21 protein-coding genes are annotated in these 23,855 nt (G+C 63.8%); 12 read left to right on the top strand and 9 right to left on the bottom strand.

Annotated elements, in window-relative coordinates:
• Positions 1 to 128 precede the first annotated feature (128 nt).
• From AC6I0Y_RS06335 to AC6I0Y_RS06310, 6 genes are all read left to right on the top strand, one after another.
• Positions 129 to 1,064: a MarR family winged helix-turn-helix transcriptional regulator gene (locus AC6I0Y_RS06335; protein ID WP_497730213.1), complete on the top strand. Its 936-nt coding sequence runs from the start codon at positions 129 to 131 to the stop codon at positions 1,062 to 1,064.
• Between the two features lie 122 nt (positions 1,065 to 1,186).
• Complete coding sequence (locus AC6I0Y_RS06330) at positions 1,187 to 1,618, top strand: potassium channel family protein (RefSeq protein WP_497730212.1); 432 nt, start codon at positions 1,187 to 1,189, stop codon at positions 1,616 to 1,618.
• The gene (locus AC6I0Y_RS06325; RefSeq protein WP_497730210.1) at positions 1,615 to 2,127 is read left to right on the top strand and encodes an NAD-binding protein; all 513 of its coding nucleotides are present in this window, start codon (positions 1,615 to 1,617) and stop codon (positions 2,125 to 2,127) included. Before AC6I0Y_RS06330 ends, AC6I0Y_RS06325 begins: the two co-directional genes overlap by 4 nt.
• A 5-nt stretch (positions 2,128 to 2,132) precedes the next feature.
• Complete coding sequence (locus tag AC6I0Y_RS06320; RefSeq protein WP_236643292.1) at positions 2,133 to 3,668, top strand: TrkH family potassium uptake protein; 1,536 nt, start codon at positions 2,133 to 2,135, stop codon at positions 3,666 to 3,668.
• Positions 3,658 to 4,455: a DUF4118 domain-containing protein gene (locus AC6I0Y_RS06315; RefSeq protein WP_160707905.1), complete on the top strand. Its 798-nt coding sequence runs from the start codon at positions 3,658 to 3,660 to the stop codon at positions 4,453 to 4,455. Before AC6I0Y_RS06320 ends, AC6I0Y_RS06315 begins: the two co-directional genes overlap by 11 nt.
• Positions 4,456 to 4,551: 96 nt before the next feature.
• Positions 4,552 to 4,917: a 3-hydroxyisobutyrate dehydrogenase gene (locus AC6I0Y_RS06310; protein WP_497730208.1), complete on the top strand. Its 366-nt coding sequence runs from the start codon at positions 4,552 to 4,554 to the stop codon at positions 4,915 to 4,917.
• A 105-nt stretch (positions 4,918 to 5,022) separates the two neighbouring features.
• Here the strand turns inward: AC6I0Y_RS06310 and AC6I0Y_RS06305 are convergent, their stop codons facing one another.
• Positions 5,023 to 5,301: a hypothetical protein gene (locus AC6I0Y_RS06305; RefSeq protein ID WP_497730207.1), complete on the bottom strand. Its 279-nt coding sequence runs from the start codon at positions 5,299 to 5,301 to the stop codon at positions 5,023 to 5,025.
• A gap of 567 nt (positions 5,302 to 5,868) precedes the next feature.
• Here AC6I0Y_RS06305 and AC6I0Y_RS06300 point away from each other — a divergent pair.
• On the top strand, positions 5,869 to 8,067 hold the full coding sequence (locus tag AC6I0Y_RS06300) for a hypothetical protein (protein WP_497730205.1): 2,199 nt from the start codon (positions 5,869 to 5,871) through the stop codon (positions 8,065 to 8,067).
• A 511-nt stretch (positions 8,068 to 8,578) separates the two neighbouring features.
• Here AC6I0Y_RS06300 and AC6I0Y_RS06295 read toward each other — a convergent pair.
• The 3 genes from AC6I0Y_RS06295 to AC6I0Y_RS06285 form a co-directional block, all read right to left on the bottom strand.
• Positions 8,579 to 8,929: a hypothetical protein gene (locus AC6I0Y_RS06295; RefSeq protein ID WP_497730203.1), complete on the bottom strand. Its 351-nt coding sequence runs from the start codon at positions 8,927 to 8,929 to the stop codon at positions 8,579 to 8,581.
• A 102-nt stretch (positions 8,930 to 9,031) separates the two neighbouring features.
• A complete protein-coding gene (locus AC6I0Y_RS06290) occupies positions 9,032 to 10,201 on the bottom strand; it encodes an ATP-binding protein (protein ID WP_497730201.1) in 1,170 nt (389 codons plus the stop codon).
• A 180-nt stretch (positions 10,202 to 10,381) separates the two neighbouring features.
• Entirely contained in the window at positions 10,382 to 10,972 is a 591-nt protein-coding gene (locus AC6I0Y_RS06285; RefSeq protein WP_497730199.1) for a uracil-DNA glycosylase family protein, read from the bottom strand.
• A 284-nt stretch (positions 10,973 to 11,256) separates the two neighbouring features.
• Here AC6I0Y_RS06285 and AC6I0Y_RS06280 point away from each other — a divergent pair, with 284 nt between their 5' ends.
• The gene (locus tag AC6I0Y_RS06280) at positions 11,257 to 12,303 is read left to right on the top strand and encodes a DUF8462 domain-containing protein (protein WP_497730197.1); all 1,047 of its coding nucleotides are present in this window, start codon (positions 11,257 to 11,259) and stop codon (positions 12,301 to 12,303) included.
• A gap of 75 nt (positions 12,304 to 12,378) precedes the next feature.
• Here the strand turns inward: AC6I0Y_RS06280 and AC6I0Y_RS06275 are convergent, their stop codons facing one another.
• The 4 genes from AC6I0Y_RS06275 to AC6I0Y_RS06260 form a co-directional block, all read right to left on the bottom strand.
• Positions 12,379 to 14,826: an ABC transporter permease gene (locus AC6I0Y_RS06275; protein ID WP_497730196.1), complete on the bottom strand. Its 2,448-nt coding sequence runs from the start codon at positions 14,824 to 14,826 to the stop codon at positions 12,379 to 12,381.
• 10 nt (positions 14,827 to 14,836) lie between these two features.
• Positions 14,837 to 15,616, bottom strand: coding sequence for an ABC transporter ATP-binding protein (locus AC6I0Y_RS06270; protein WP_497730195.1), 780 nt, complete (start codon positions 15,614 to 15,616; stop codon positions 14,837 to 14,839).
• An 84-nt stretch (positions 15,617 to 15,700) separates the two neighbouring features.
• Entirely contained in the window at positions 15,701 to 16,879 is a 1,179-nt protein-coding gene (locus AC6I0Y_RS06265) for a sensor histidine kinase (protein ID WP_497730193.1), read from the bottom strand.
• On the bottom strand, positions 16,879 to 17,574 hold the full coding sequence (locus tag AC6I0Y_RS06260; protein WP_497730191.1) for a response regulator transcription factor: 696 nt from the start codon (positions 17,572 to 17,574) through the stop codon (positions 16,879 to 16,881). Before AC6I0Y_RS06260 ends, AC6I0Y_RS06265 begins: the two co-directional genes overlap by 1 nt.
• A gap of 656 nt (positions 17,575 to 18,230) precedes the next feature.
• Here AC6I0Y_RS06260 and eat point away from each other — a divergent pair.
• The 4 genes from eat (at position 18,231) to AC6I0Y_RS06240 (ending at position 23,123) form a co-directional block, all read left to right on the top strand.
• Positions 18,231 to 19,592: an ethanolamine permease gene (gene eat, locus AC6I0Y_RS06255; RefSeq protein WP_497730189.1), complete on the top strand. Its 1,362-nt coding sequence runs from the start codon at positions 18,231 to 18,233 to the stop codon at positions 19,590 to 19,592.
• 3 nt (positions 19,593 to 19,595) lie between these two features.
• Positions 19,596 to 21,632 carry an aminotransferase class III-fold pyridoxal phosphate-dependent enzyme gene (locus tag AC6I0Y_RS06250; RefSeq protein WP_497730187.1) on the top strand — a complete coding sequence of 679 codons (2,037 nt, stop codon included), beginning with the start codon at positions 19,596 to 19,598 and terminating at the stop codon, positions 21,630 to 21,632.
• A 104-nt stretch (positions 21,633 to 21,736) separates the two neighbouring features.
• Positions 21,737 to 22,735, top strand: a complete 999-nt coding sequence (locus tag AC6I0Y_RS06245; RefSeq protein ID WP_497730186.1) for a phosphotransferase enzyme family protein — start codon at positions 21,737 to 21,739, stop codon at positions 22,733 to 22,735.
• Positions 22,736 to 22,781: 46 nt separating this feature from the next.
• Entirely contained in the window at positions 22,782 to 23,123 is a 342-nt protein-coding gene (locus AC6I0Y_RS06240) for a P-II family nitrogen regulator (RefSeq protein ID WP_160707941.1), read from the top strand.
• 63 nt (positions 23,124 to 23,186) lie between these two features.
• Here AC6I0Y_RS06240 and AC6I0Y_RS06235 read toward each other — a convergent pair whose 3' ends face one another.
• A complete protein-coding gene (locus tag AC6I0Y_RS06235; protein WP_497730184.1) occupies positions 23,187 to 23,795 on the bottom strand; it encodes an ANTAR domain-containing response regulator in 609 nt (202 codons plus the stop codon).
• Positions 23,796 to 23,855: the final 60 nt, after the last annotated feature.

Below are 23,855 nucleotides of genomic sequence, written 5' to 3'. Positions count from 1 at the left end.
GCCGAGGGCACCGTCTTTTAGCATAGTCGCGCCCCCTTCCCCGTAAAGCATCCTTCGTTGACAATGTGACTAATTGATAATATTGTGATTGAAATAACTGGGTGAGAACGGATCGCGAGGGGGAAGCGATGGGAGCCAGGAGGCCAGATGCGCACCGGCGTCGGCTGGAGGATCGGTCGGATCCGGGGCACTTCGCCGCGCTGGAGGGGGAGTCGGACTACCTGACGGTGATGAACCTGCTGTTCCGCTCCATCAGCCAGGTGCTCGCCGACCAGTGCGCGCTCACGACGCTGCAGTACCGCATGCTGCTGCGCCTCCTGGGGGCGAAGGGCCGCGTGCTGCGCACCACCGACCTGGCCGAGAACCTCCGCGTCTGCGCGAGCACCATATCGGCTGCGGTGCCCCGGCTGGTGGAGGAGCGCCTGGTGGCGCGCGTCGAGGATCCGGATGACATGCGCGTGGTGTCGTTGGCGCTCACCCCGGCCGGCGCAGACGAGATAGGCCGGGCCGACGGCCCCGTGGCCGCGTTTCTGCGCAGCTACTGGCGCAACCTCACCCCCGAGCAGCTCAAGGTGGCCCTCGACAGCTCCGCGAACGCGGCGGCGCTCCACCACGCCTCGCGCATCGAGAACGGGAGCTTCCGGTTGGACACCGCCTTCTTCGACGCGGTGATGATCTCGCGTACCCTCACCGCGGCCAAGCTCGCCGGTTACGGCCTGAAGACCTCGCAGTTCCGCGTGCTGGCCGCCCTGCGCATCCTCGGGCCCGGCGCCACCGCGTCCCAGGTGGCGTCCTACCTGTTCCTGAGGAGCAGCGACGTGACCGCGCCCCTCAAGGCCCTCGAGGAGCGGGGCCTCGTCTCGAAGGAGCGCAACGCCGAAAACCGCCGCACCAAGGCTTTGGCCCTCACTGACCAGGGCTATGAGCTGGTGGAGGAGCTGGCCCCCATCGTCTATGACGCGCTTTTGGAGACCTGCCGCAGCGACGAGGCCGCCGTGCAGCTGCACCTGCAGGCCGCCCGCGAGGTGGTGGCCCGCGAGCGCGGAGCCTCCGTCTTCGCCTAGCCGCCCTGGCCGTCCCGCGCGGGGCCGGCGCGCTAGGAAACAGTCGCGTATCCGTTGCCGGGCTCGCGCGCTCGAACCACTAGTCTGTCCTCAGTGCGATTGTGCTGAAGGAGACGCAGGTCATGGCTAGGAAAGCTCGAATCATAGTAGTGGGGTGCAGCCCCTTCGGGGCGGCGGTGGCCCGGTCGCTGTCCGCCGCCGGCTGCGACGTCACCGTGGTGGACATGCGCGAGGACGCCTTCGACCGGCTGGGCGACGACTTCGACGGCGAGACCGTCACCGGCGACGGGGGCAGCGCGCTCCTCTTGCGAGAGTGCGGCGCCGAGCGCGCCACGCACCTCGTGGCGGCCACGGACCGCGATACCGTCAACCTGCTCGTGGCCGAGCTGGCCAGCGAGGTGCTCGGGGTGCGCCAGGTGCTGCCCGTCGTGGACGACAGCTCCCTGGCGGAGATCCTCGAGCAGATGGGCATCGACCCCATCTGCCCCCATCGCCTCTGCGAGGAGGAGTTCTTCCGGATCACCGGCCTGCCGCGGGCGGAGGAGGAGCGATGAGGGCCGTCATTGTCGGCGGGCGCTCCCGCGCCGACTTCCTCATGGGCGCCCTGGCCGACCTGACCGACGAGATCGTGGCCATCAACAGCGATCGCAGCTTCTGCGAGTACCTGTCGAGCCGCCATGACAACGAGGTGGTCTGGGGCGATGGCACGAGCCGGTCGGTCTTGGAGGACGCCGGCGTCGCGGGGTTCGACGTGGTGGTGGCCCTTACCAGCTGCGACGCCGACAACCTGGCCATCTGCCAGGTGGCCAGGCGGTTCCTGGGAATCCGGCGTCAGCTGTGCATCGTGGCGAATCCGGAGAACGTGCGGGTGTTCCGCCAGCTGGGCGTGACGGCCGCTATCAGCGGCACCGCCACGCTCGCCCAGGGCATCCGCGACGCGCTGGTCGAGGCGGCTGGCGACGGCACGCCCGGCATCTCCGGCGACGGCGGGCCCCGCACCGACCTCGGCGAGGGCCGGGCGCTGCTCGGCTCGTGGCATCTGCTTGGGAAAGACCGGGCGTGACGGCCATGGCGGCTCGCACTCCCGCTGATTATCCCGCGTCTCTGCCCCTCGGCCTTCCCTCGGGCGGAGGGTCGCGCGCCCTCTCGCCGGTGGCTCGCTACGTCGGCACGGCCTTGCTGTTCATCGGCCTGGCCGGCTTCGCGCCTCTGGCCGTCCTGTGGCTTTACCCCGACGAGGCGTCTCTGGCGCCCTGCTTCATCTTCCCGAGCCTCGCTGCCATGGCTCTGGGATACCTCCTGCGCTTCGCCAGCTCCCTGCCGGGGCGCGCCCTTCCTCTCTCCCGGCGTCAGGCAGCGGTCTGCACGCTGCTGATCTGGGCGCTCGCGGTGGTGGCCTACGCCGCGCCCTTCGTGGCGGCTGGTCTGCTCACCCCCGTCCAGGCCCTTTTCGAGGCCACGAGCGGGCTCACCACCACCGGCCTGAGCGTGGTGGACGTGGCGACGTGCCCAGCCATGTTCCTGTTTCACCGCAGCCTCATCTGCTACCTCGGCGGCGTCGGGCTGGTGCTCGTCCTCACCTGCGTGGTCACGCGGACGGGCGGTCTGGGCGTCTACAACGCCGAGGGCCACACCGACCGGCTCCTGCCGAGCTCGGCGAAGACCGCCCGGCTCATCCTGCTCATCTACACCGGCCTCATCGCCGTGGGCGCCGTGGCCTACGTCGTCGCGGGCATGGCGCCCTTCGACGCCGTCAACATCTCCATGTGCGCGGTATCCACGGCTGGGTTCGCCACCCATCCTGAGAGCCTCGCCTTCTGGCAGAGTCCCGCCATCGAGCTTATCACCATCGTCCTCATGCTAGCTGGCGGCATGAACTTCCTTCTGCTGTTTCTGCTGATCAGGGGTAAGGTCAAGGCGTTTCTCACCCATATCGAGACGCCGTTGTACTTCGGCGTCATCGTTGTGTTCTCCCTGGCGGTGGCCGCGCTGTTCGGGGCTCGGGGCATCAGCGACGGGCCGGTCGACGCCCTGCGAGACGGGCTGTTCCAGGTGGTGTCGGTGCTTACCTCCACGGGGTTTCAGACGGTGTCCTCCTTCGCCGCCATGGGGCCGGCGCTGCTGTTTCTGTTCCTGCTCCTGATGTTCAGCGGCGCCGAGGCGCGGTCCACCTCGGGCGGCATCAAGATCTACCGCGTCGCCGTTGCCGCCTTGGGGCTGGGGCAGACGCTTCGCAGCCGCTATGGGAGCAGACGCCACATCACCAGCGTCAAGATCAACCGCTTCGGCAAGCGAACGGCGCTCACTGCCGAGGACGTGTCCGAAGCCCAGGCCTTCGTGGCCCTCTACCTGCTGGTGTTCATGGCGGGGACGTTCTCGTTCATCCTCTGCGGCGCCACGTTGCAGGAGGCGGCGTTCGACTTCGCGTCCTGCCTGGGCAACACGGGGGTGGGGACGGGGTTTCTCGGGCCGGAGTCGGGGCCCGTGCCGCTCGTCATCGGAGCGGTGGGCATGCTGCTGGGGCGCTTGGAGATCATTCCCCTGTTCATGGGGGCGGGCGCCCTGCTGTCGTTTCTCCTAGGAGGTGTTCGCCATGGGCGATAGCGCGCAGCTGCGGATGCGGCGGGGCTGGCGGTGCCGGGGTCGGCTTCTGGTCCGTGACGTCAGCATCATCGTGCTGCTCTACGGTGCGGGGATGGCGGCGGTGTGGGGGTTCTCCCTCATGGCCGTCAGCCCCCTGGCGGTGTTTCCCGTGTTTGTCCTGGGGATTCTCATCGCCAGCCTGGAATCCGACTCCGGGGTGTGGGGCGCAGCGCTGGGGCTGGGCTACCTGGTGTCCTACGACTACCTGTTCACCGAGCCGCTCTACCATCTGAAGGTGTTCAACCACACCGATGTCGTGGCGCTCGTCATCTTTCTGGTGGTGGCGCTCATCATGGGCGTGGTCACCCATCGCATGAGGCACCAGGTGTCCGCTGCCGAGCGGACTGCCGTCGCGTTGCGCCGGGTCAATCGGCTCGGGGCCGAGCTGGTGGACAGCGTCACCGCCGAGGAGGCGTGTCAGGCGGCCCAGGAGTTCCTCGCGGCGTCTCTGGGGCGCCCGGTGGAGATAATCCTGGGCGCGCCCGATCCTGAGCGCGGTGAGGCCGCCCTCGACTGCTACGAGCAGCACTGCCCCACGGGCTGCGGCGAGCTGGGCTATCGGGGCGGGACGGAGAAGTTCCTGCCCTTCGGCATGCGGGGGCGCTCCTTGGGCGTGGTGGCCATCGACTGCTCCCGGGCCGACCTGGACCAGGCAGACCTCTCGCTCATCTCCTTCGTGCTGGCGCAGACTCAGCTGGCCGTAGAGCGCAACCGCGGCGTGGCGGGGCCGGAAGAGGCGGGGGCGTAGCGTCCTATTGGTGCCGTGCCGCTGCGGTGCATTGCGGGCGTGCTGGCGTTGCCCTATGATGCTCGCGTAAGTCACGAGCCGTCTGAGGAGGCATCCATGGAGAAGGAGACGATGGACTACGTCGCGGAGCGCGTCGCGATCCTTTCGGAGTCGGGGGCGAGCACGCAGGTGACCAAGGACGCGGCGCTCGCGTGGCAGCAGGCCGTGGCGGAGGGAGGAGAGGCCGTCGCCGACGAGGCGACCGAGCAGCTCCTCGACGTCCTAGAGGGGCGTCCCACCACCATCGACGGCGTCATCGCCTTTGCCGAGGGCCCCGCGAAGGAGGTCTTCGGCGAAGAGGCGGCCGCCCAGATCCTGGCGGCGCAGCGGCAGCGCAAGGAGCAGGGCGCCAAGTGGTGCGACTGCGACGCCTGCACCGCCGCCACCGAGGTGCTCGCCAAGTTCGGGCGCGTCGAGCTGTAGCCGCGGCCCAGCGCAGCACGAGGGCCCCGCGTCGTGACGGCGCGGGGCCCTCGTGCGTGTGGGGCGCCTCCGAGGCGGTTAGTGCGTGTGGGGCGGGTGATGTCCCTAGCGTTCGCCTGCGGGCGGCAGCGTGCCGGCGCCGTAGAGGCGGAGGGGCGCGCCGCCGTCGTCGCGGACGTCGTCCAGGTACTCCCAGCCGCAGTGCTCGTAGAAGCGGTCGTGGTCGGTCATCAGGTAGGGGCGATCCAGCCCGTGGCGCGCCGCCTCGATGCTCTCGCGGTAGGCCTCGGCGGGGATGCCCCATTTCGAGGAGAGCCACGTTGCCGCCTGGCTGGCAGCCTCGGGATGCTCGGCGAGGGAGAAGACGGTCGCAGCGGGGGTCACGGATCCTCCTCGGTCGCGGCTTGCTCGGTGATGATGATGCCACGTTCGCAGCAACGCTCGGAATTGCGGAGGGGGGCACTCGCGAGAGCGTGCTCCCGGTCAAATTGGCCAAAAAAGACGACCTGACGACGAAGTCTCGGCGACGCGAAGGCCTACGCTCAGTAAAAGCCCAGGTCGCAGAAGCCAGACGGTCAGATGGCGCGCGCAAAGGGCCCCAAAGAGAGCGTTTCGAGCGACGAATCTGTCGTCAGGTCGTCTTTTTTGGCCAACTTGCACGCCGATTCTGCACGCGGCCCCGCGAATGCGCCCCTGCGACCCGCGCCGCCTTCCCGAAATGTTGCGCAACAGATTTTCTCCGGGGGGGGGGTAAAGTATGCAAATCCTGAGCGATACCCAGCAGGTATGCTTGGCGGAACGTCGCATCATGTCAAATGTTATGCCTGCTGGGCTGGAAAGCCACTGCATCTGCTCACGAGCGCTCTTTTGGGGGAAATGCCGCATGGCATTGTTGTACAACAGATCAGTTTTCCCCGTGATAAAAGTGCGTTAAAGGAAAAGGAGGATTATATGAAGAAGCGATTAGCCCTCATCTCGTGTTTTCTCATAGCTGTTCTCAGCTGCGCTCCCTTTGCTGCTTTTGCTATATCGGCGGGGGATGAGATAAGGGTCAGCTCGCAGGAGCAGTTGCCCATAGATGGCGTGCTCGATAATGCCAAGATTGAGTCTACGATTGGCGCAGAAAATTCTACGTCAATATCGCAAAGTGAAGGAGAGGGGAAGTCTTCTGGCTATGGGGGCGACCCCGACGTTCCCGCCATCAGGGGCGCCTCCATCAACGGGTCCGTGTTCACGGCTGCCGAGGTCGTCGTGGTCACCCCGGACGCGTACGACGCCGATGGGGTCGAGGGGGTCGACATCATCCTGCTCAAGCCAGACGGGCTCTTCTTCCAGAATGCCGGCTGCTCCTACCGGGTGGACGGGACGGACGGCCCGGGGGTTTACCGGGTCGTGGGGTACCGCGTCGTGGACGGGGCCGGGCATGCGACGTGCCTCGTCGACCCCGGCCATGCCGCCAGCTACGCCAGCCTGTTCGGGGGCGATGTCGTCGCGGCGGCCGTCCCGGACATCTCGTTCGAGGTCAAGAACGCTGGCGTTTCAGGCGACCCCGACGTTCCCGCCATCAGGGGCGCCTCCATCAACGGGTCCGTGTTCACGGCTGCCGAGGTCGTCGTGGTCACCCCGGACGCGTACGACGCCGATGGGGTCGAGGGGGTCGACATCATCCTGCTCAAGCCAGACGGGCTCTTCTTCCAGAATGCCGGCTGCTCCTACCGGGTGGACGGGACGGACGGCCCGGGGGTTTACCGGGTCGTGGGGTACCGCGTCGTGGACGGGGCCGGGCATGCGACGTGCCTCGTCGACCCCGGCCATGCCGCCAGCTACGCCAGCCTGTTCGGGGGCGATGTCGTCGCGGCGGCCGTCCCGGACATCTCGTTCGAGGTCAAGAACGCTGGCGTTTCAGGCGACCCCGACGTTCCCGCCATCAGGGGCGCCTCCATCAACGGGTCCGTGTTCACGGCTGCCGAGGTCGTCGTGGTCACCCCGGACGCGTACGACGCCGATGGGGTCGAGGGGGTCGACATCATCCTGCTCAAGCCAGACGGGCTCTTCTTCCAGAATGCCGGCTGCTCCTACCGGGTGGACGGGACGGACGGCCCGGGGGTTTACCGGGTCGTGGGGTACCGCGTCGTGGACGGGGCCGGGCATGCGACGTGCCTCGTCGACCCCGGCCATGCCGCCAGCTACGCCAGCCTGTTCGGGGGCGATGTCGTCGCGGCGGCCGTCCCGGACATCTCGTTCGAGGTCAAGAACGCTGGCGTTTCAGGCGACCCCGACGTTCCCGCCATCAGGGGCGCCTCCATCAACGGGTCCGTGTTCACGGCTGCCGAGGTCGTCGTGGTCACCCCGGACGCGTACGACGCCGATGGGGTCGAGGGGGTCGACATCATCCTGCTCAAGCCAGACGGGCTCTTCTTCCAGAATGCCGGCTGCTCCTACCGGGTGGACGGGACGGACGGCCCGGGGGTTTACCGGGTCGTGGGGTACCGCGTCGTGGACGGGGCCGGGCATGCGACGTGCCTCGTCGACCCCGGCCATGCCGCCAGCTACGCCAGCCTGTTCGGGGGCGATGTCGTCGCGGCGGCCGTCCCGGACATCTCGTTTTTGGTCAAAGACGTAGCCAAGGATAATTATTATATGATTCTCGAAGGCAACAGTGCTGTGTTCGATAAGGAGACAGCGGCTGATCTTTCGTTCCGTTTCGATGCTGACTTGGCAAGTTTTGTTATGGCGACTCTCGATGGGGAAGTTATTCCCGCTAGTGGCTACACGTTAAAACTCGATGATGCGACTCTTACGCTTAAGAGTGAGTATCTGAAGACATTGTCTGCTGGAGGTCATGCTCTTGCCGTTTGGCTTGAAGATGGAGGCAATGGCGTTGCGACTTTCGTTGTCAATGAGGGTGGCAGTGAGCCCCCGAGCTTCATTCAAGATGTCCCAAAACCGGATGGAGATGTAAGTGGCATCGTTTCGACTGATGAAGATGCTGGAAAGAAAGAAGTTGTGACTAAAGGAACGATTCTGGCTCAAACCGGGGATGTCTTCTCTGTAAAAAAAGCCGTCGTTGCGTTGGCTGTGGCTCTGTCTTCCTTGTGTATTGCGGCTGTTGGTTGGAAAATGATACGTAGGCAGGGAAGGGTTCAATAGGGTGCTACTGGGAATGTCTTCGGGGGTTATTGCTTCGCATGAGCTCACTTTCTCTGCGATGGACTTTTTGGGCAGTTCTTCTGGATGATCTTAAATCACATCAGGATCATCTTCAGGTTGGAGATAGCTTTTTCAGGCGTGCAGCACGGTTACTTTCGACCTTTTTCAAAGACTTGCTGTATAAAAAATATTCGGCATAATTAGCAGGAAGTGACCTATTGACAACAGGGGCACAGCACGGGAATTCCTCTTTAAGGATCTGTATGCGTGTTGCTGTACAAATACTTTCTATAACCAAAAGTTTATGGAGTACGGGTTTTCGCGTCTATCGGGTCGTGTAATTAAACCAGTGGCTTTTGATAGGAAAATCCATTTTTCAAGTATTGACGGTAAGATAGAGGAAGCTGCTATTGCCTGTTGGGTGATCTCTCGTTTCGCAACACTCTCGCCCCGCACACAGCATACAGCAGGGCCCCTCGGTCGGCCCTGCTGCGTTGGCGTCAGCTCAAGCCTATGCCGGCATGTCCAGCTTCTTCGCCTGGCTTACCGACAGCCAGCCCTCGGGGATGGGGGGCGTCGTCGTGACAGCGGAGCACTCACTCACCGAGGCGCGGTGCGCCTTGTGGTAGGTGCCGCAGTTGTATTCCTGGTGCTCGGCCACGCGCGGGTTGCGCTCGTAGTCGGCGGTCAGGGCGACCAGGTCGTCGCGGGTCATCACAGTGCCGTCGTCGTTGACGTGGCACGCCTCGCTCGTGCGGAACTCGTTGGTGGGGACGGCCTGGGCCTCCACCAGGCCGTCGAGGGAGCGCTCGTCAAGCTCAGTGTAGTAGTCGCCGGTGGGCCAGGCGATGCCCTCGAACACCCGCTCGCTCAGCTGCGGCACGTGACGGGATGGACGGTAGTATCGGCGGCACCCCCGCGCGGCCCCTCAAGCAGATCGCCTAGCGGCGAGGGCGCCAGGCGATCAGTAGTTCAACCCGAAGGCCCACAGGGGGATGACGTTGCCGTGGCCGTATTCCAGGTCGTCCTTGACGACATAGCCCTCTGCGGCGCCTTGCAGCTGCGTCTTTCCCTTGCTTCTTCCCCCGACTTCGAAGGTGCGTGCGCCGATAGAGAAGTCTGAGAAGGACGAGCTGGCTACGGGGTGGTTCACGCGCATCTGGTTGAAGAAGAAGGTCTCCCGTACCGTGCCCTTGTTCGGGGCCTCGTCGCTGAGGCTGTAGAGGAGGTTGGTGTTGTCGAGGTAGACCTTCTCTACCTTGCCAAGCGCGTTGAGGCCCGAAGACGACTCCCTGAGCTGTGCGATCATGCCGGCTTTCTCGATGAAGAGGAGGTAATCCTCTAGATTGTTGCGACTGACCCCAACCTGGCTCGCGAGCTTTGCCATGCTTGGCTTGAAGGGGGCGAGGGTGCTGACAAGGGCCATGAGCTTGCGCAGTCTACGTCCTGTGGACGCATTCATGTTCGCGTACTGGGGGATATCCACTTCGAGGGTGCGATTGACAACCTGTGTCAGCTCGAGCGGGAAATCCGGGTCTTGTCCGAAGGGATAGTAGCCGCAGGTCAGGTACTCCTTGAAGTAGGGAAGCGGGTGATCGATTCCGGGAATAGAGGCTTTGTGGGCGAGGATGTCATCAAGGGAAAGGGGCGGGAGTTCAACGGCGTAGCGCATGGCCAAAAACTCACGGAACGACAGTCCCTGCATGGTGTACTTCGGCGCCCGACGGCTGAGATCTGACTCCCCTCGCTCTATGTCGAGTATGGAAGACCCGGTAAAGTAGACATGCATGTCGGGGAACGAGTCGTAGATGGCCTTCAGCTCACGTGACCATCCGTTATACTTATGCACTTCGTCGAGATAGAGAAAGATGCCCCCGTTTTTATAGAACTCCTCGGCTGTTTCGAGCAGCGTGTGCTCGGCGAAGTACAGGTTGTCAGCCGAGGCGAAGAGCGCCTTGTCGGTCTGTCCTGACTCCTTGATATGCTGCAGGAAGAGCGTGGTCTTTCCGACGCCGCGAGGCCCCACAAGGCCGAGCATGTGATTGTCCCAGTTTATGCGGTCGTAGGTGTAGCGGTGAAAAGGGCTCACGGTGTTGGCAAGCAGTCGTTGCATTGTCTCGTAGAGGCGATCCATCGGCTTCCTTTCAATATGCACTCTTTGAGTGCATATTATATCGAAATATGCACCCATTGAGTGCATAAGGCGGCAACGCTGTCCTTACGCATCGTGCGGTTCGCGCCGCTGGGAATTGCCCCTCGGGCCGGTGGTCGCCGAGTGCCCCGTCGTGCTGGTCGCCCTCTACTCCCCCCTGCGCTAGATGAGCGCGAGCATGGCGGCCAGGTCTTCGACGATCATCGTCGACTTCGACTTCTCGATGGCGAGGTTGCCGCCGGTGATGATGTAGGAGGGCATGACCCTCGCTCCCTCGTGGAAGAACTCGCCCGCGCGCAGCTTGTACGTCGAGCCCGCGGGCACGGCGTTTCTCCCGGTCGCCTTCTTCACGATCATGTTGAACGACTTCTTCGCCACGTCTCCCATGAGCATGACCACCTTGACGTTGGGGAAGAGGGCGAGCTCCGCCTCGAGGTAGGGCAGGCTGTCCTCCAGGGCGCCCTTCTCCACGGCGTAGCCAACCTTGGGCGTCTTCACGGCGTTCGTGACGTAGATCCCCCGGTCCAGGGCGTCGTAGATGCTCCCGATGTCCGCGCCGGCCTCGCGGAGCAGGGGAAGGGCCGTCTTGAGGTACTCGGCATCTGGCGATCCGTAGAAGTCCTGCGCCGGGTCGGCTGGCACGACCTCGTTGATGAGGATGACCTTGACGTCATCCGGCCTCACGTCCACGTCGTTCAGCCGCACATCGGCACCGTCGCCGACCAGCCTCGTAAGCTCGCTCTTCACGTTCATGGGGTCGCTCCTTTGCTCGGCGTCGTCTCTCTCGCTTTTCCTCTATCGAAGAGGATATCGGGGGATAGCTCCCGGCAACTTGGTGGAAGCTGTGGGCCTCCGGTAACTGTACAGCGCTTCCGGGCTAAGATTCAATGACATCCCCAGAATGCCTGCGTCTGGCATGCGTCGCCGGCTCTCCGCCTCGCCTCCTTCTTGACAAGACAGTAAACGACAGTAAAGAATACGAGAAACAGTAAACGACAGTAAAAACTTCAGAGAACAGTAAAACTTGAGGAGGCGCTGTGGGAAAGCAAAATCCTTACACCCTGACATTCGGCAAGGAGCCCACTCAGCTCATCGCGCGAGCAGCTCAGTCGCAGCAGGTCATCGACGCCTTCCTCGGTGAGCCAAGCACGCAGCAAGTGTACATGGTCACCGGCATCCGCGGGTCGGGCAAGACGGTATTCATGACCGAGACCGCTCGAAAAATCACCTCACAGAAGGATTGGATAAGCGTCGAGCTTAACCCCGAGAGAGACTTGCTGACCAGCCTCGCCGCAAAGCTATCCAGCGAAAACGAGCTTGCGCGCCTTTTTCAGTCGGCCGAGATCAACCTCTCGTTCTTCGGGTTTGGCCTGGAGGTCAAGGGTGCCGCCCCCATCACCGAGATAGAGACAGCCCTCCAGAAGATGCTGCTCAGCCTGAAAAAGAAGGGCAAGCGCCTGCTGATCAGCGTTGACGAGGTTACCAACACTCCTCAGATGAGGGCGTTCGCTGCCGCCTTCCAGATTTTCCTCCGCCAGGATCTTCCCGTCTACCTTCTCATGACGGGGCTGTATGAGAACGTGAGCGCCCTTCAGGATGAGAAGAGCCTGACCTTCCTCTATCGTGCGTCCAAAATCCACCTCGGCCCCTTGAATATCGGAACCATTGCCGAAGACTACCAGGCTGTTCTTGGGCTGGACGAACAGGAGGGAATGGCTCTTGCGAAGCTGACGAAGGGGTACTCCTTTGCGTTTCAGGTGCTCGGCTATTTCGCCTGGGAAAACGCCGATGATGCCCGGGTGGCTCAGCAGCTTGCGCGTCAGTATCTCGACGAGTATGCCTACGACAAGGTGTGGTCCGAGCTTTCGCGCAAAGATCGCGAGGTCCTTCACGGTATCGCCCAGGTGAAGTCCGGGCGCATCGGCGAGATACGCGAACTGCTGGGCTTGAGCACCAACGAGTTCAACCCTTACCGCCAGCGCCTCATCCGCAAGGGCATCATCTCGGGGGAGGAACGCGGCTACGTGCGCTTGCTCTTGCCGTTCTTCGACCAATACGTTCTGGCCCATTACGATCTCGATTAGCGACCTATGGCGAGGAGCATTAGCTTTGAGGCCGTGACCACAGGGAAGCCTCCGCGCCCGCACGGCCGGCGGACGTTACTCCACGACCAGCTCGCGGACGCTCACGTCCTTGATCCTCCCTGACATTCCGAAGGCCGAAAGGGCGAAGGCGAGGGCGAAGACCGCGCTGATGGCGAGCGCCTCCCAAACAGGCAGCGCGAGGCTGAACGCGCCGACGCCGAACAGGCCGAACAGCGAGCTGACCAGAGCGCCCCCAGCTGCCATCGTAAGAGCCGACCCCGCCAGGGCACCTACCGCCGACACGCCGAGAAAGCGCAGCGCGAACGAGGCGCGCAATGAGGCCACCGTGAATCCCATGGCGCGATAGACGCCCATATCGCGGCGCTCGGAGAGGAGCGTTCGCCTGCTTATCAGCATCACGGCAACGCAGGCAAGGCCCATCGCAAATGCGGACATGGCATAGCCCATGACCGTCAGCATGTCCCTGCAGAGCAAAAGCATGTTCGTGTTCGACCCGAACAATCCGGTCAGCTCGGTGTCAACGCTGTCACCGAACCGGCTTGCAAGCGCCTCTACCACCTCATCGGCCTTGTCGGGATCGGCCAACTGGTACTGGCGCGAAACGTCAGCGGGATCCGACCCCAACTCCACCAACTCCTGAAACCCCTCGTAGGTGAGGACGACGCCATTGCCGCCATTGAGCACTGATGACAGCAAGCCGCTCACAATGTAGGTTCGCTCTTCGCCGTCACTTTTCGACACCTGCAGCTCATCGCCCACCGAAAGCCCCTTGGCGCGAGCGAGGTTCAACCCTATGAGCGCCTCGTTGGCATGTTTTGGCGCGCGCCCCGAGACGATGGATGCCTCCTCTATAACGCCCGTATCGGAGAGCCCGACGAAAGTGCAGGCCTCGCCGTTCAGATTGAGTACCGCAGCGCCCTCTTCCCACTCGCGCGTTATGGGCGAGACGCCCTCTATAGTTTCGCGTACCTCGTCAAGGCTCACCTCCTGCCCGTCGAAGCGAAACGATCCGTCGCTCTTCCACACGCCGAAAGCCTTGTACACCGCGTCGTCTCCAGCAACCGCGCCGCCGATTCCGAAGCACAGCGCGACGAATGCGCACAACAGCAGCGAACAAACGCTGATGCCCGCATAGCGCCCCTTTTCGGACACAATTGCCCGCCATACCAGTGACGCCTTCAGGTGATTGCCCGATATCGCGCTCGCCCCGCGCGGTGAGAAGCGAATGTCGCCGTCGCCTTGCCGGAGCGCCGCCAAAGGCGTGATGCGTCCTATCTTGCGGGCCATCAGGGCAATGCATGCCATAAGGGCCGCCAACAGAGCGGCGCAGCAGGCAAGGCCCGCCCAAGGAAACGACGCCTCGACCACGAGGATTCCCGTGATGAGCAAGAACGCCGGCCAGAAAAGCGGCTCAAGAAGGCACCCCGCGATGAAGCCGAGAGCGAGGCCGACGAGCGCGGCGAGCGCATATTGCATGACAAGAACCCTGCGCAGCGCGTTGCGCGGAAGCCCCACTCCCTTCAGAACACCCCAATCGGCATAGCCGCTCTGTATGCTAGAGGACGCCGTATGCAGGCACAGGATGAGGGCAACCACGAACAGGATCAGCGAAAACACGGCAAGCACCGCAGTGATAACCTGCACGACCAGAAGGCTGTAGCCAGCAAGGGTCTGTCGAGAGAAGAGCGTGTGGGCGGATTCGCCCCACGAAGTCCCGTCATCGATCAGCTGCGTCAGATCGTGTCCGTCGATGCCCTGGGAGCGTGCCTCGGGCGTCAACATCACGTTGATCTCCCTGATGGGATACGCCTCCTTCTCCATGGTCACGGCGCCGCTGGAGATACCGGTGCCGGAGGTGCCCGTCTCCTCAACTTCCGCCAACAGCTTCTCGAAGGTGGCGGAAGACAGCAGGTAGCGCTTTGTATCCATGAAAGGCGTCCCCATCTGCGGATCTTCATAAAACGCCGCAACGCGCAAGGAGGTCTCGCGCCCTCCGATGTCAAGCACGAGGACGTCGCCTATCTCTACATTGTACAGGGTGCGCTCCGCAACGCGAACGTATGCCTCACCGTCCGCCGGCCCGTTTTGCTCATCGCGATACGATGAGAGGTCGTCGGCAAAGACATTGAAATCGAGGGACGAGCCCCACGCTTCGTAGGCGCTCGCCGATGGCGGAGCAGTTTTCACAACCTCGTTCCCTTGGGCGTCTTCGACGCGCGTCGGAGCCGTGAAGGCCTCCGTCACCTTCACCTCCTGCACTTCGGGCAACGCTTCTATCTCATCAATGTCCTCGTCAGTGAGATTTGAAACCGGGTCGTTGGCGGCAACATCCCCCGCTGCAATCTGGTCGAGCAAGGCCTCCTCGCGTGCGGAGAGATCGACGAAAAGACTGGTGGTCAACGTCAGCGCAAGGGAGGTAAGAAACAGAAGCAATGCAAGCCCGACGAACGTTCCCTTGTCCTTCCGCAACCCTGCGAGCACAAGCGTGCGCAACGGTTCCATGGCGCACCCCCTACCAGGACAGCGACGCAAGCCAGGCGCTTGCCATGGCCTCGCGCTCGCGAACGTAGGCTTCGTCGCCAGAGAGCGCCGGGTCCCAGGGGGCCAGCTCCAGCTCGCCGCGAATATCGCCGTCCTCGAAGTAGAGCAGGCGGTTGCCGCGAACGGCGCTGCGCACATCGTGGGTCACCATGAGGATGCTGATGCCGTCGCGGTTGAGCTCGCCCAGAAGGTCGAGCACCTCCAGGCTGTTCGCACGGTTGAGCGCGCCGGTGGGCTCGTCGGCGAACACGATTGCCGGCTCGTTCACCACCGCCCGCGCCACGGCGCAGCGCTGCTTCTGGCCGCCGGAAGCTTGGCTGGGCAGGTGCGAGGCAACTTGCGCCAGCCCCATGCGCGCGATCAGCTCGTCGGTGGCGCGCTTCGTCTCGGAAGCGCTGCGCCCCCGCTTCAGATAACCGGGCACGGCGATGTTCTCGTACAAGGTGAGGTTGCTCACGAGGTTTGCCGCCTGAAAGACGAACCCGAAACGCTGCGCCCTCAGCTCGGAGAGCCGGCCCTGCCCAAGGCGGGCGATGTCCTCGCCTTCGAAGATGACCTCGCCTGAAGTGGGGGCATCCATGCCCGAGAGGCAGTAGAGCAGCGTGGATTTTCCCGAGCCCGAAGGGCCCATAATCGAGGTGAAATCACCCTGGTAAAGATCAAGGCCGACGCTTCCCAGAACGTGGGCCTGCACGCCGTCCGCAACGTAGGTCTTCGACAGTTTTCGCGTCGAGAGTATGGTTTCGCGCATGGTTGGTCCTTTCCCTTGTGCGCCGTCGGCCCCATCATAGAAAGACGGCCCTTAAGGAATCATTAAGGCCACAGGGGTTGCGGCTCAGGGCAAAAGGGGAAGCTCTATGGTGGCCTTGAGCCCCGGGTGGGCATTGACCAGGTGCAGGCGACCGCCCATGCGTTCTGCCAGATAGGACGAGATGTAGAGCCCCAGCCCCGAACCCGGCTTGCCCGACGCGTTCGCGCCCCGATAGAAGCGCTCGATGGCAAACGGCAGGTCCTCAGGCGGCATGCCCGGCCCGCAATCGCGCACCGCTATCGTGTACAGCCCGTTCTCGGCCGTGGCCTGGACGTCGATGGCCGAACCGCGCGCGTACTTGATGGCGTTGCCGATGAGGTTGTCGATGGCCTGGGCGAGCCGCGCCTCGTCGGCCTCCACGCGGGCATCGTCCACGCGCAGGCAGGAAATCCGGGCCAGACCGGACGAGTCGCTGGCGCAGCGCCTCACGATGGGGGCCGCCTGCACGGGCTTGCAGGCCACCGCGATGCGATCCATGTCCGAGAGCGCATGCTGGAACAGGTCCTCCACCAGAGACGAGGCCTCGTCGCATTTTCGGATGATGGCGCGCTCGTATTCCGCTCGCTCCTCCTCCGAGTTCACCAGCCCCATGTCCAGGGCCTCCGCATAGGCCCTGAGGGACGCGAGCGGGGTGCGCAGGTCGTGGGAGAGCGAGGCGAGCGCGGCCTTGTGGTCTTCCCTCGCGCGTTCCTCGTCCTTCCGGGCGCGGTCGAGTTCCTTGCGAAGGTGATCGAACGCCCAGGTGAACTTGCCGAAGGGGTTGGACCTTTCATAGGCGAGCGGCGCATCCAGGTTGCCGGATGCCACTTCCTCGGCGAAGCCCTCCAGCCGCGTGAAGGGCCGCGCCACCGCACGGTGCAGGTAGATGGCCAAAAACGCGAGGGCCGCAACGGAGACGAGCGCGGTGAGCGCCACGGCGCCGGCCGCCGCGTCGTGGCGGGATTCGGCGGCATCCCGCAACGCATCCTGGGCGCCTGCGAGCGCTTGATCGGCCACCTGCAGGGAGCCGTCGCGACCGTCGGGCGCGGTTTCCGCGATTTCCTGCCGGGCGTCGTTGAGCTCGACCACTTGGCTTCGCAGCGCATCCTCGCCGCCGTTGGCGACAACCGCGATGCCTGAGGCAGCTGCAATAACGACAGCAAGCGCGGAGGCGAGGGCCGCAGCGGCAAGCCGCTTCGTCAGGCGTTCTCCCTGCTTCGCCATCAGCGATTGCCCTCGGGAGGATCGAAGCGGTAGCCCTCGCCGCGAACGGTCTTGAAGTAAGCGGGGTGAGCCGGGTCGTCCTCAAGTTTGGCACGAAGCCAGCTCATATGGACGGAGACCGTCTGCGGCTCCACCTCGGCAAAGGCGCCCCAGACCTTCGCCAGAAGGGCGTCGCGGCTGAGGCTCTGGCCGGCGTTGCCCATGAGGGCCGACGCTAGCTGGAATTCCCGGGGCGATAGGGCGATTAGCTGCCCGTCCTTCCGGATGGTCTTGGCCCTGCCGTCAAGCTGAAACGGGCCGGCGGAGAGCACGGCCTCGTCGGCGCCGGTTTTCCGCTCGGGCCGCATCATGAGCGCCTTCGCCTGGGCGAGCATCTCCCGCAGGCTGAACGGTTTGGAGAGGTAGGCGTCGCCCCCTTCCTCCAGGGCGCGGATGCGCGCGTCGGGCTCGATGCGCGCCGAGGCGAACACCACGGGCACCCCGCTGCGCTCGCGCAGGTTGCGGCAGAGGGCGTAGCCGTCGTCGCCCGGAAGGTTCACGTCCACCATCAGGCAGTCGAATACGGCGCTGGTCAGAAGGTCGTACGCCTCCTCGGCGCTGCCGGCGATAACGGCCGCGATGCCGTCCGCCTCGAACGCGCGGCCCATGAGCTGCGCCAGCTCGCGCTCGTCCTCGACGATGAGCACTCTTTTCATGATGCCGCTCCTGTGCCTTCGCTCATGCCCGTCTCCTGCTCGCAAGATAATACGCTATTACGCCCATGATAAGGCCGCCGCCTGCGCGGCCGACGGATTTCCTTCTTCACGCTGTGTGGTGCGCAGGAGCCAGACTGGAATTGCGGTACATGCTCAAAGCGGATTTCGCCGGCCCAACGCGGGGGGCGATCCCCTGTGTTTCTGAGCGGGCGCAGGATGGCCAGGGCTGTTGCTGACCAGCCGCAGCCCGTTGTCGTAGCAGCGCTGCCTGGCCGATGAGCCGTCTGAAACGCCGGAATCGTTCCTGGCGTTTTCTATTGTATTGCCAGCTTGTAAAACCCCGCGAGGTGGTGCTGACATTTTCCGGCGGGCTACTATCATGGCCTTACGGAGGCTCAATGGCGCGCTTCCTTTTCATATCGGCGTTACCTGCGAGGGGGCAATGGGGCCCGTGCTGACAGGTGATGGCGTTCCAAACAGATTCAAAGGCGAACTGTTTCCCTGGAGGGCGCAGACAGAGCGGCCTCGGGGCCGTAGGTCTGCAATCTCAAGCCGAAAGATGAAAAGAGAGTGAGAATCTCATGACGCCTCCATCTGATGTCGCCGTGTTGAACGGCGTCAAAACCGAATCGAGGGAATATTTCGAAAGGCGCTCCTTGAAAAAGGGCGCGGTGAGCTGGGTTTTGCTCATGAGCCTGGGCATTGCCTACGTCGTCTCTGGCGACTTCTCGGGTTGGAACTTCGGCATCGCCCATGGCGGCTGGCTCGGAATGGTCATCGCCTTCGTCGTGATGGGCGCGATGTACCTGTTCATGGTGCTCGGCTTGGCTGAGATGTCCTCGGCCATGCCCACGGCGGGAGCCGGCTACGGGTTTGCCCGTCGTGCCATGGGCCGGGTCGGCGGCGCGCTGACGGGCTTCGCTATCCTGATCGAATACACCATCTGCCCTGCGGCGATCTCCACTTTCATCGCCTCCTACGTGCAGGCGCTGAACCTGCTGCCGGGCGTCCCCGCTGAGGCCATCATCGCCTTCTTCTTTATCGTGTTCGTGGGCATCCACCTTCTTGGCGCTGGCGAGGCGCTGAAGATCGTGTTCGGCATCACGGCCATCGCCATGGTTGCGCTCGTCGCTTTCTTTGTGGGCATGGCGCCTCATTTCGAGGCAGCGAACCTCTTCGACATCGCCCCCACCGCTGGTAACTCGGTGTGGCTTCCCTTCGGTTTCGAGGGGGTGCTCGCCGCGCTGCCGTTTGGCGTGTGGCTATTCCTGGCCATCGAGGGCGTTCCGCTCGCTGCTGAGGAGTCGGCCAACCCGAAGAGGGATCTGCCGCGCGGCATCCTGGGCGCCATCGGCGTGCTCATGCTGACCGGTGCGCTCGTCGTCGTCCTTACCGCCGGGGGCGCCGGGGCGCTCTTCGCCGGAGAGGCTGGGGCGCCACTCGTAGACGCCCTCAACGAGGTGGGCGAGGGCTCCCTAGCGGTGTTCGTGAACTACGTTGGCCTCGCGGGGCTGGTGGCATCGTTCTTTTCCACCGTGTTCAGCGGCTCGCGCCAGGCGTTCGCCCTCTCCCGGGCCGGCTACCTGCCCAAGTTCCTCTCCATCACCGGCTCCCGCAAGACCCCCTACATCGCGCTTCTGGTTCTCGGCTCCATCGGCTTTATCCTCGCGGCGTTCGTGGGCCATGGCGATATCCTGTTGAACATGGCCGTCTTCGCGGCGTGCGTGTCCTACGCCATGATGAACCTCTCTCATATCATCCTGCGCAAGAAGGAGCCGAACATGGAACGCGGCTTCGTCGCTCCGGGCGGCGTTGTCCTGACGGGCATTTCCTTCGTTCTCTCGCTGGTGGCCATCGTCTCCACCTTCGTCGTGGACAGCTTCGCAGCGGGCTGCACCCTGGTTGTCATGGTGGTGCTCATGGCGTACTTCTTCCTGTACTCCCGAAAGCACCTAGTGGGCAACGCCCCCGAGGAGGAGTTCGCCGCCCTCCAGGCGGCCGAGTCGGAGCTGAAGTAGGCCATGGGCGCGACCAAGGCGGTGGTGTTCGACTGCGATGGGACGCTCCTGCGCTCAATGGACGTATGGCATGCCATGGAGTCCGGCCTCGCTCGGCAGGCTGGAATCTGCCTCGACCCACAGCAGGTCGAGCAGCTGAACGCCAACACGCTCTCGCAGACGGTCGCCTTCTTCCACGACCGCTATGGGGTGGGGAAGAGTCGCGACGAGTTGTTCGCCGACGCGTTCGCGTTTCTCCTGGCCGGCTATCGTGAGCGTGTGGCGGCCCGTGCAGGGGCCTCTGACCTGGCCCTTGCGCTTCGCAGCCGGGGGCTCCTCCTCGCGGTGGCCTCATCGAGCCCGCGGGTTTTCCTGGAAGCAGGATTGGAGCGGGCGGGAATGCTCGACCTGTTCGATCTCGTCGTGTCGGCTGAGGACGAGGGGGCGTCGAAGCGCGACCCCCGCTTCTTCCTGCGGCTGGCAGACCGACTCGGGGCTTCCCCCGATGCCATCTGGGGCATCGACGACTCCGTCTACGCGATCCGTGCGATGGACGAGGCGGGCTACTCCACGGTGGGCATCTACGACACCGACGAGGCGGGCACGTTCGAGGAACTGAGGCTTGCGGCGCACCGTGCCGTGCGCGAATTCGCAGAACTGCCCTACGAGGGGTTGCTGCGCACTGTGAAAGAAACGAAGGTGAGGAGAAGATCCATGGAATCGGCCGAGAGCAACGTGGGCATCTTGGAGTCGAACAGCTTCGACATGCGGCGTGTCGATGAGCTCGACGGTACCCTGCGCGACCTCGTCAAGCGACGAAAGGCGTTGGGGTCATGTTACCGACTGTTCTACCAGAAGCCCTTGCACCTGGTGCGCGGGGAAGGCTGCCGCCTCTTTGACGCGGATGGCACCGAGTACCTCGACATGTACAATAACATCCCCTCCATGGGGCACAGCAACCCCTACGTGACCAGGGCGGTCACCGATCAGCTGCAGCTCATCAACACCCATACGCGCTACGTGCACGAGAACATACTCGATTACGCGGAGAGGCTGCTTAAGACCCTGCCCGATGGGATCGACCGCATCATGTTCATGTGCTCGGGTTCGGAGGCAAACGACCTGGCGGTGCGCTGCGTCCAAAGCTACACGGGCGGCGAGGGCATTATCGTGACGGCTGAGGCGTACCACGGTAACACCGCGCTGATCTCCGGGCTCTCGCCTTCCATCGGCAATGAGGTCGCGATGAGCCCCACCATGCGTATGATCCCCACCCCCGACACGTATCGCCTCGGCACGGAGGACATCGGCGATTGGATGTGTGCTCGCATTCGCGAGCAGATTGCCGACATGCGTCGCCACGGCATCAAGTTCGCGGGTGTGCTGTTTGACAGCATCTTCTCCTCCGACGGCGTGATTCCCGGCAAGCCGGGCTTCTTACAGCCGGTGGTCGACCTGGTCCACGAGGAGGGCGGCCTCTACATCGCCGATGAGGTGCAGCCGGGCTTCTGCCGGACCGGTGAGGCGTTCTGGGGCTTCGGTAGGCACGGTATCACACCTGATGTCGTCACGATGGGAAAGCCCATGGCCAACGGCATCGCCTGCTCTGCCATGGCCATTCGCGAAGACGTGCTCGATGCGTTCGCGAAGAGCGCGCCCTACTTCAACACCTTTGCCGGCAACCCGGTCGCCATGGCGGCAGCCCAGGCGGTGCTCCGCTATATCGAGGACTTTGCCATGCTCGACCATGTTCGCGTCATGGGCGACCGGCTGCTTGCCGCGGTGCGGCAGCTGGCGGACGACCATCGCTGCCTGGGTGACGTGCGTGGCGCGGGGCTGTTCCTGGGCGTGGACATCGTGCGGCCCGGCACCACCGAGGCGGACCGCGAGACTGCCGTGAAGCTCATCGAGGTGCTGCGGGAGAACCGTGTACTCATCTCGCTGTGCGGCGCCTACGGCAACATCCTGAAGATCCGGCCGCCGCTCGTATTCGGCGAGGATGACCTGTGGTTTTTCATCGAAGCGCTCGACGCGTCGCTCTCGGCCGTCGAGGAGGGCTGATCCTCGCTCGGCCCGTCGCTCGCGGCTGTCGGAGGCGGTCAGCCCCGCCGTGGCATCGGCAATCCATTGAAAGCACGATAAGGAAGAGAGAGGAGTCGGTCTCGATGGCAAACAACTTCGAGAATCCCGAACTATTTCTAGAGGTGGCGCGCACGGCGGCGAAACGCTACCCCTTTGAGCGATCCGAGGCGAAGCTGCTGGCCTTCTCGGAAAACGCGACCTACCTGATCTACGACCCGCAGACCGGCGAGAGCCTGTGCATGCTGCGCGTGGGCCGTCCCGGCTACCACACCCTCGAGGAATACCAGAGCGAGATCGACTGGCTGCGTCAGATCAACGACTATACGCCGCTGAAGGTGGCGAATCCCCTTGCAGCGAGCGACGGGTCGTATATCCAGATGGTTGAGGCCGATGGGGCTGTGTACTATTGCATAGCCACGGAGTTCCTGTCGGGCGCGACGCTGGAGAACGACAACTCCCCCGAGGCGGCCCCCGCCCATTTCCGCACGCTGGGCGAGACGACGGCCTACCTTCACCGCCAGACTGAGATCTGGAACGGCACGAAGGATATCAAGCGCGCCCACTGGGATTACGAGAACATGATCGGGGAGGAGGGCCTCTGGGGTAACTGGCGTGACTACCCTGAGCTGACCAGCGAGCAGGAGGCGAAGATCGCCCAGTGCTGTGCCATCATCAAGCGACGGCTTGAGCGGTATGGCAAGAACGACCAGAACTACGGCGTGATCCATGCGGACCTGCGCGACACGAACATCATCGTCGAGGGAGACCAGATCAAGGTGATCGACTTCGACGACTTCGGCTTCGGCTGGCATCTGCACGACTTGGCTGGGGCACTCACTTTCATCGAGGAGCGCGAAGACGTGCCCGATCTCGTGAACGCGTGGCTTGACGGCTATCGCAAGGTACTCCCGTTCACCGACACCGATTTCTCCGAGATCGACACGTTCATCCTGCAACGCCGCATCCAGATGCTGGCGTGGATGGGCAGTCATCAGGACTCCACGCCCGTGCAGGGCTACATGGACGGCTACATGGATGGCACGATGGAGCTGGTGGATCGCTACCTCAAGCTCTTCGGGTAGCGTCGGACGGCGTTCGGTCAAACGCGAGAATGGAAAGGATCTGCCCATGAAGGAGATAGAGTTCATCGTGAACGGCGATAAGCTGGAGCGAGTCAAGCGGATACTGCTGGCTCACTCCAAAAGTGGAATCTTCGTGACTCAGGGCTTCGGGTACGGGCACCAGCAGGGGTTTCGCCAGGTGTACACCCGCGATGACGACCGGGGGGTGAATATGCTGCCGAAGGTGTCGGTGCGCACGGTGGTGCGCGACGAGCTCGTCGATGCGATCATCGACGAGGCGGTTGCCGATATGGGAAACGCAACCTTCGGGGATGGGAAGGTGTTCGTCAAGAACATTCAGGATGCGGTGAGGATCCGCACGAACGAGCGGGGCGACGAGGCTCTGTAAACCCCGTCCCGGCAGGGTCGTGCGGGGACGGGCGGCCGGAGAGGGGCCGGGCAGTGGCCGGCCCTACGGCCGTGGCGGAGTCAGGATGATGGCCTCCGCCACGGCTCGCAGGGGTCGGCGCGTGTTCATCGCAGTCTTCTGGAGGAGGGAGAAGGCCTCCTCCTCGGTGAGGCCCTGCTGCATGAGAAGCGACTTCGCTCGGTCGGTGAGGCGAAGCGTCTCCATGCGTTCTTCCAGCTGCTGGATGCGTTCGTGGAGCGCGCGCTCGCGTTTGAAGCAGCCGCAGGCAGCCTCGATGGCGTAGATGAGGTCTTGGCTGGCGGGCGCGGGGCTGCTGTAGACGATCGCTCCTTGGCGGGCGAGCTCCACAAGCGAGCCCTGTTTGCCAGCGGCGGAGGAGGCTGATGGGGAGCGCACGACGACCAGGGCGCAGATCGGCTGCCTCTCTGCTACGCGAAGCACCCGGGCCGTGTCGGGCAGGGAGGCGTCGATCACCGGGCAGTCAGGCGCGAGCTCGCGGGCGATCTCAAGCGCGCCTTCTCCCGTGCGCGCGGTCGTTATGACGACGTAGCCTTCCTCCGGCTGGTCCCCCGCCGTGAGGAGGGGACGGATGAAGGGGCGATCCTCAGCGACAACCAGGCGTATGCCTTCCCTCTTTCGCTCCGATTCCATCAGCTACCCTGTCCCGTGTCCATGCTTTACTTTGCGCCGCCTATTGTGGGACGTCGTTGT

It is taken from the genome of Adlercreutzia sp. St.1H8 (genome assembly GCF_059728655.1).
Note: the sequence above shows the minus strand (reverse complement) of the source record. Positions and strands in the feature narration are given on the sequence as shown.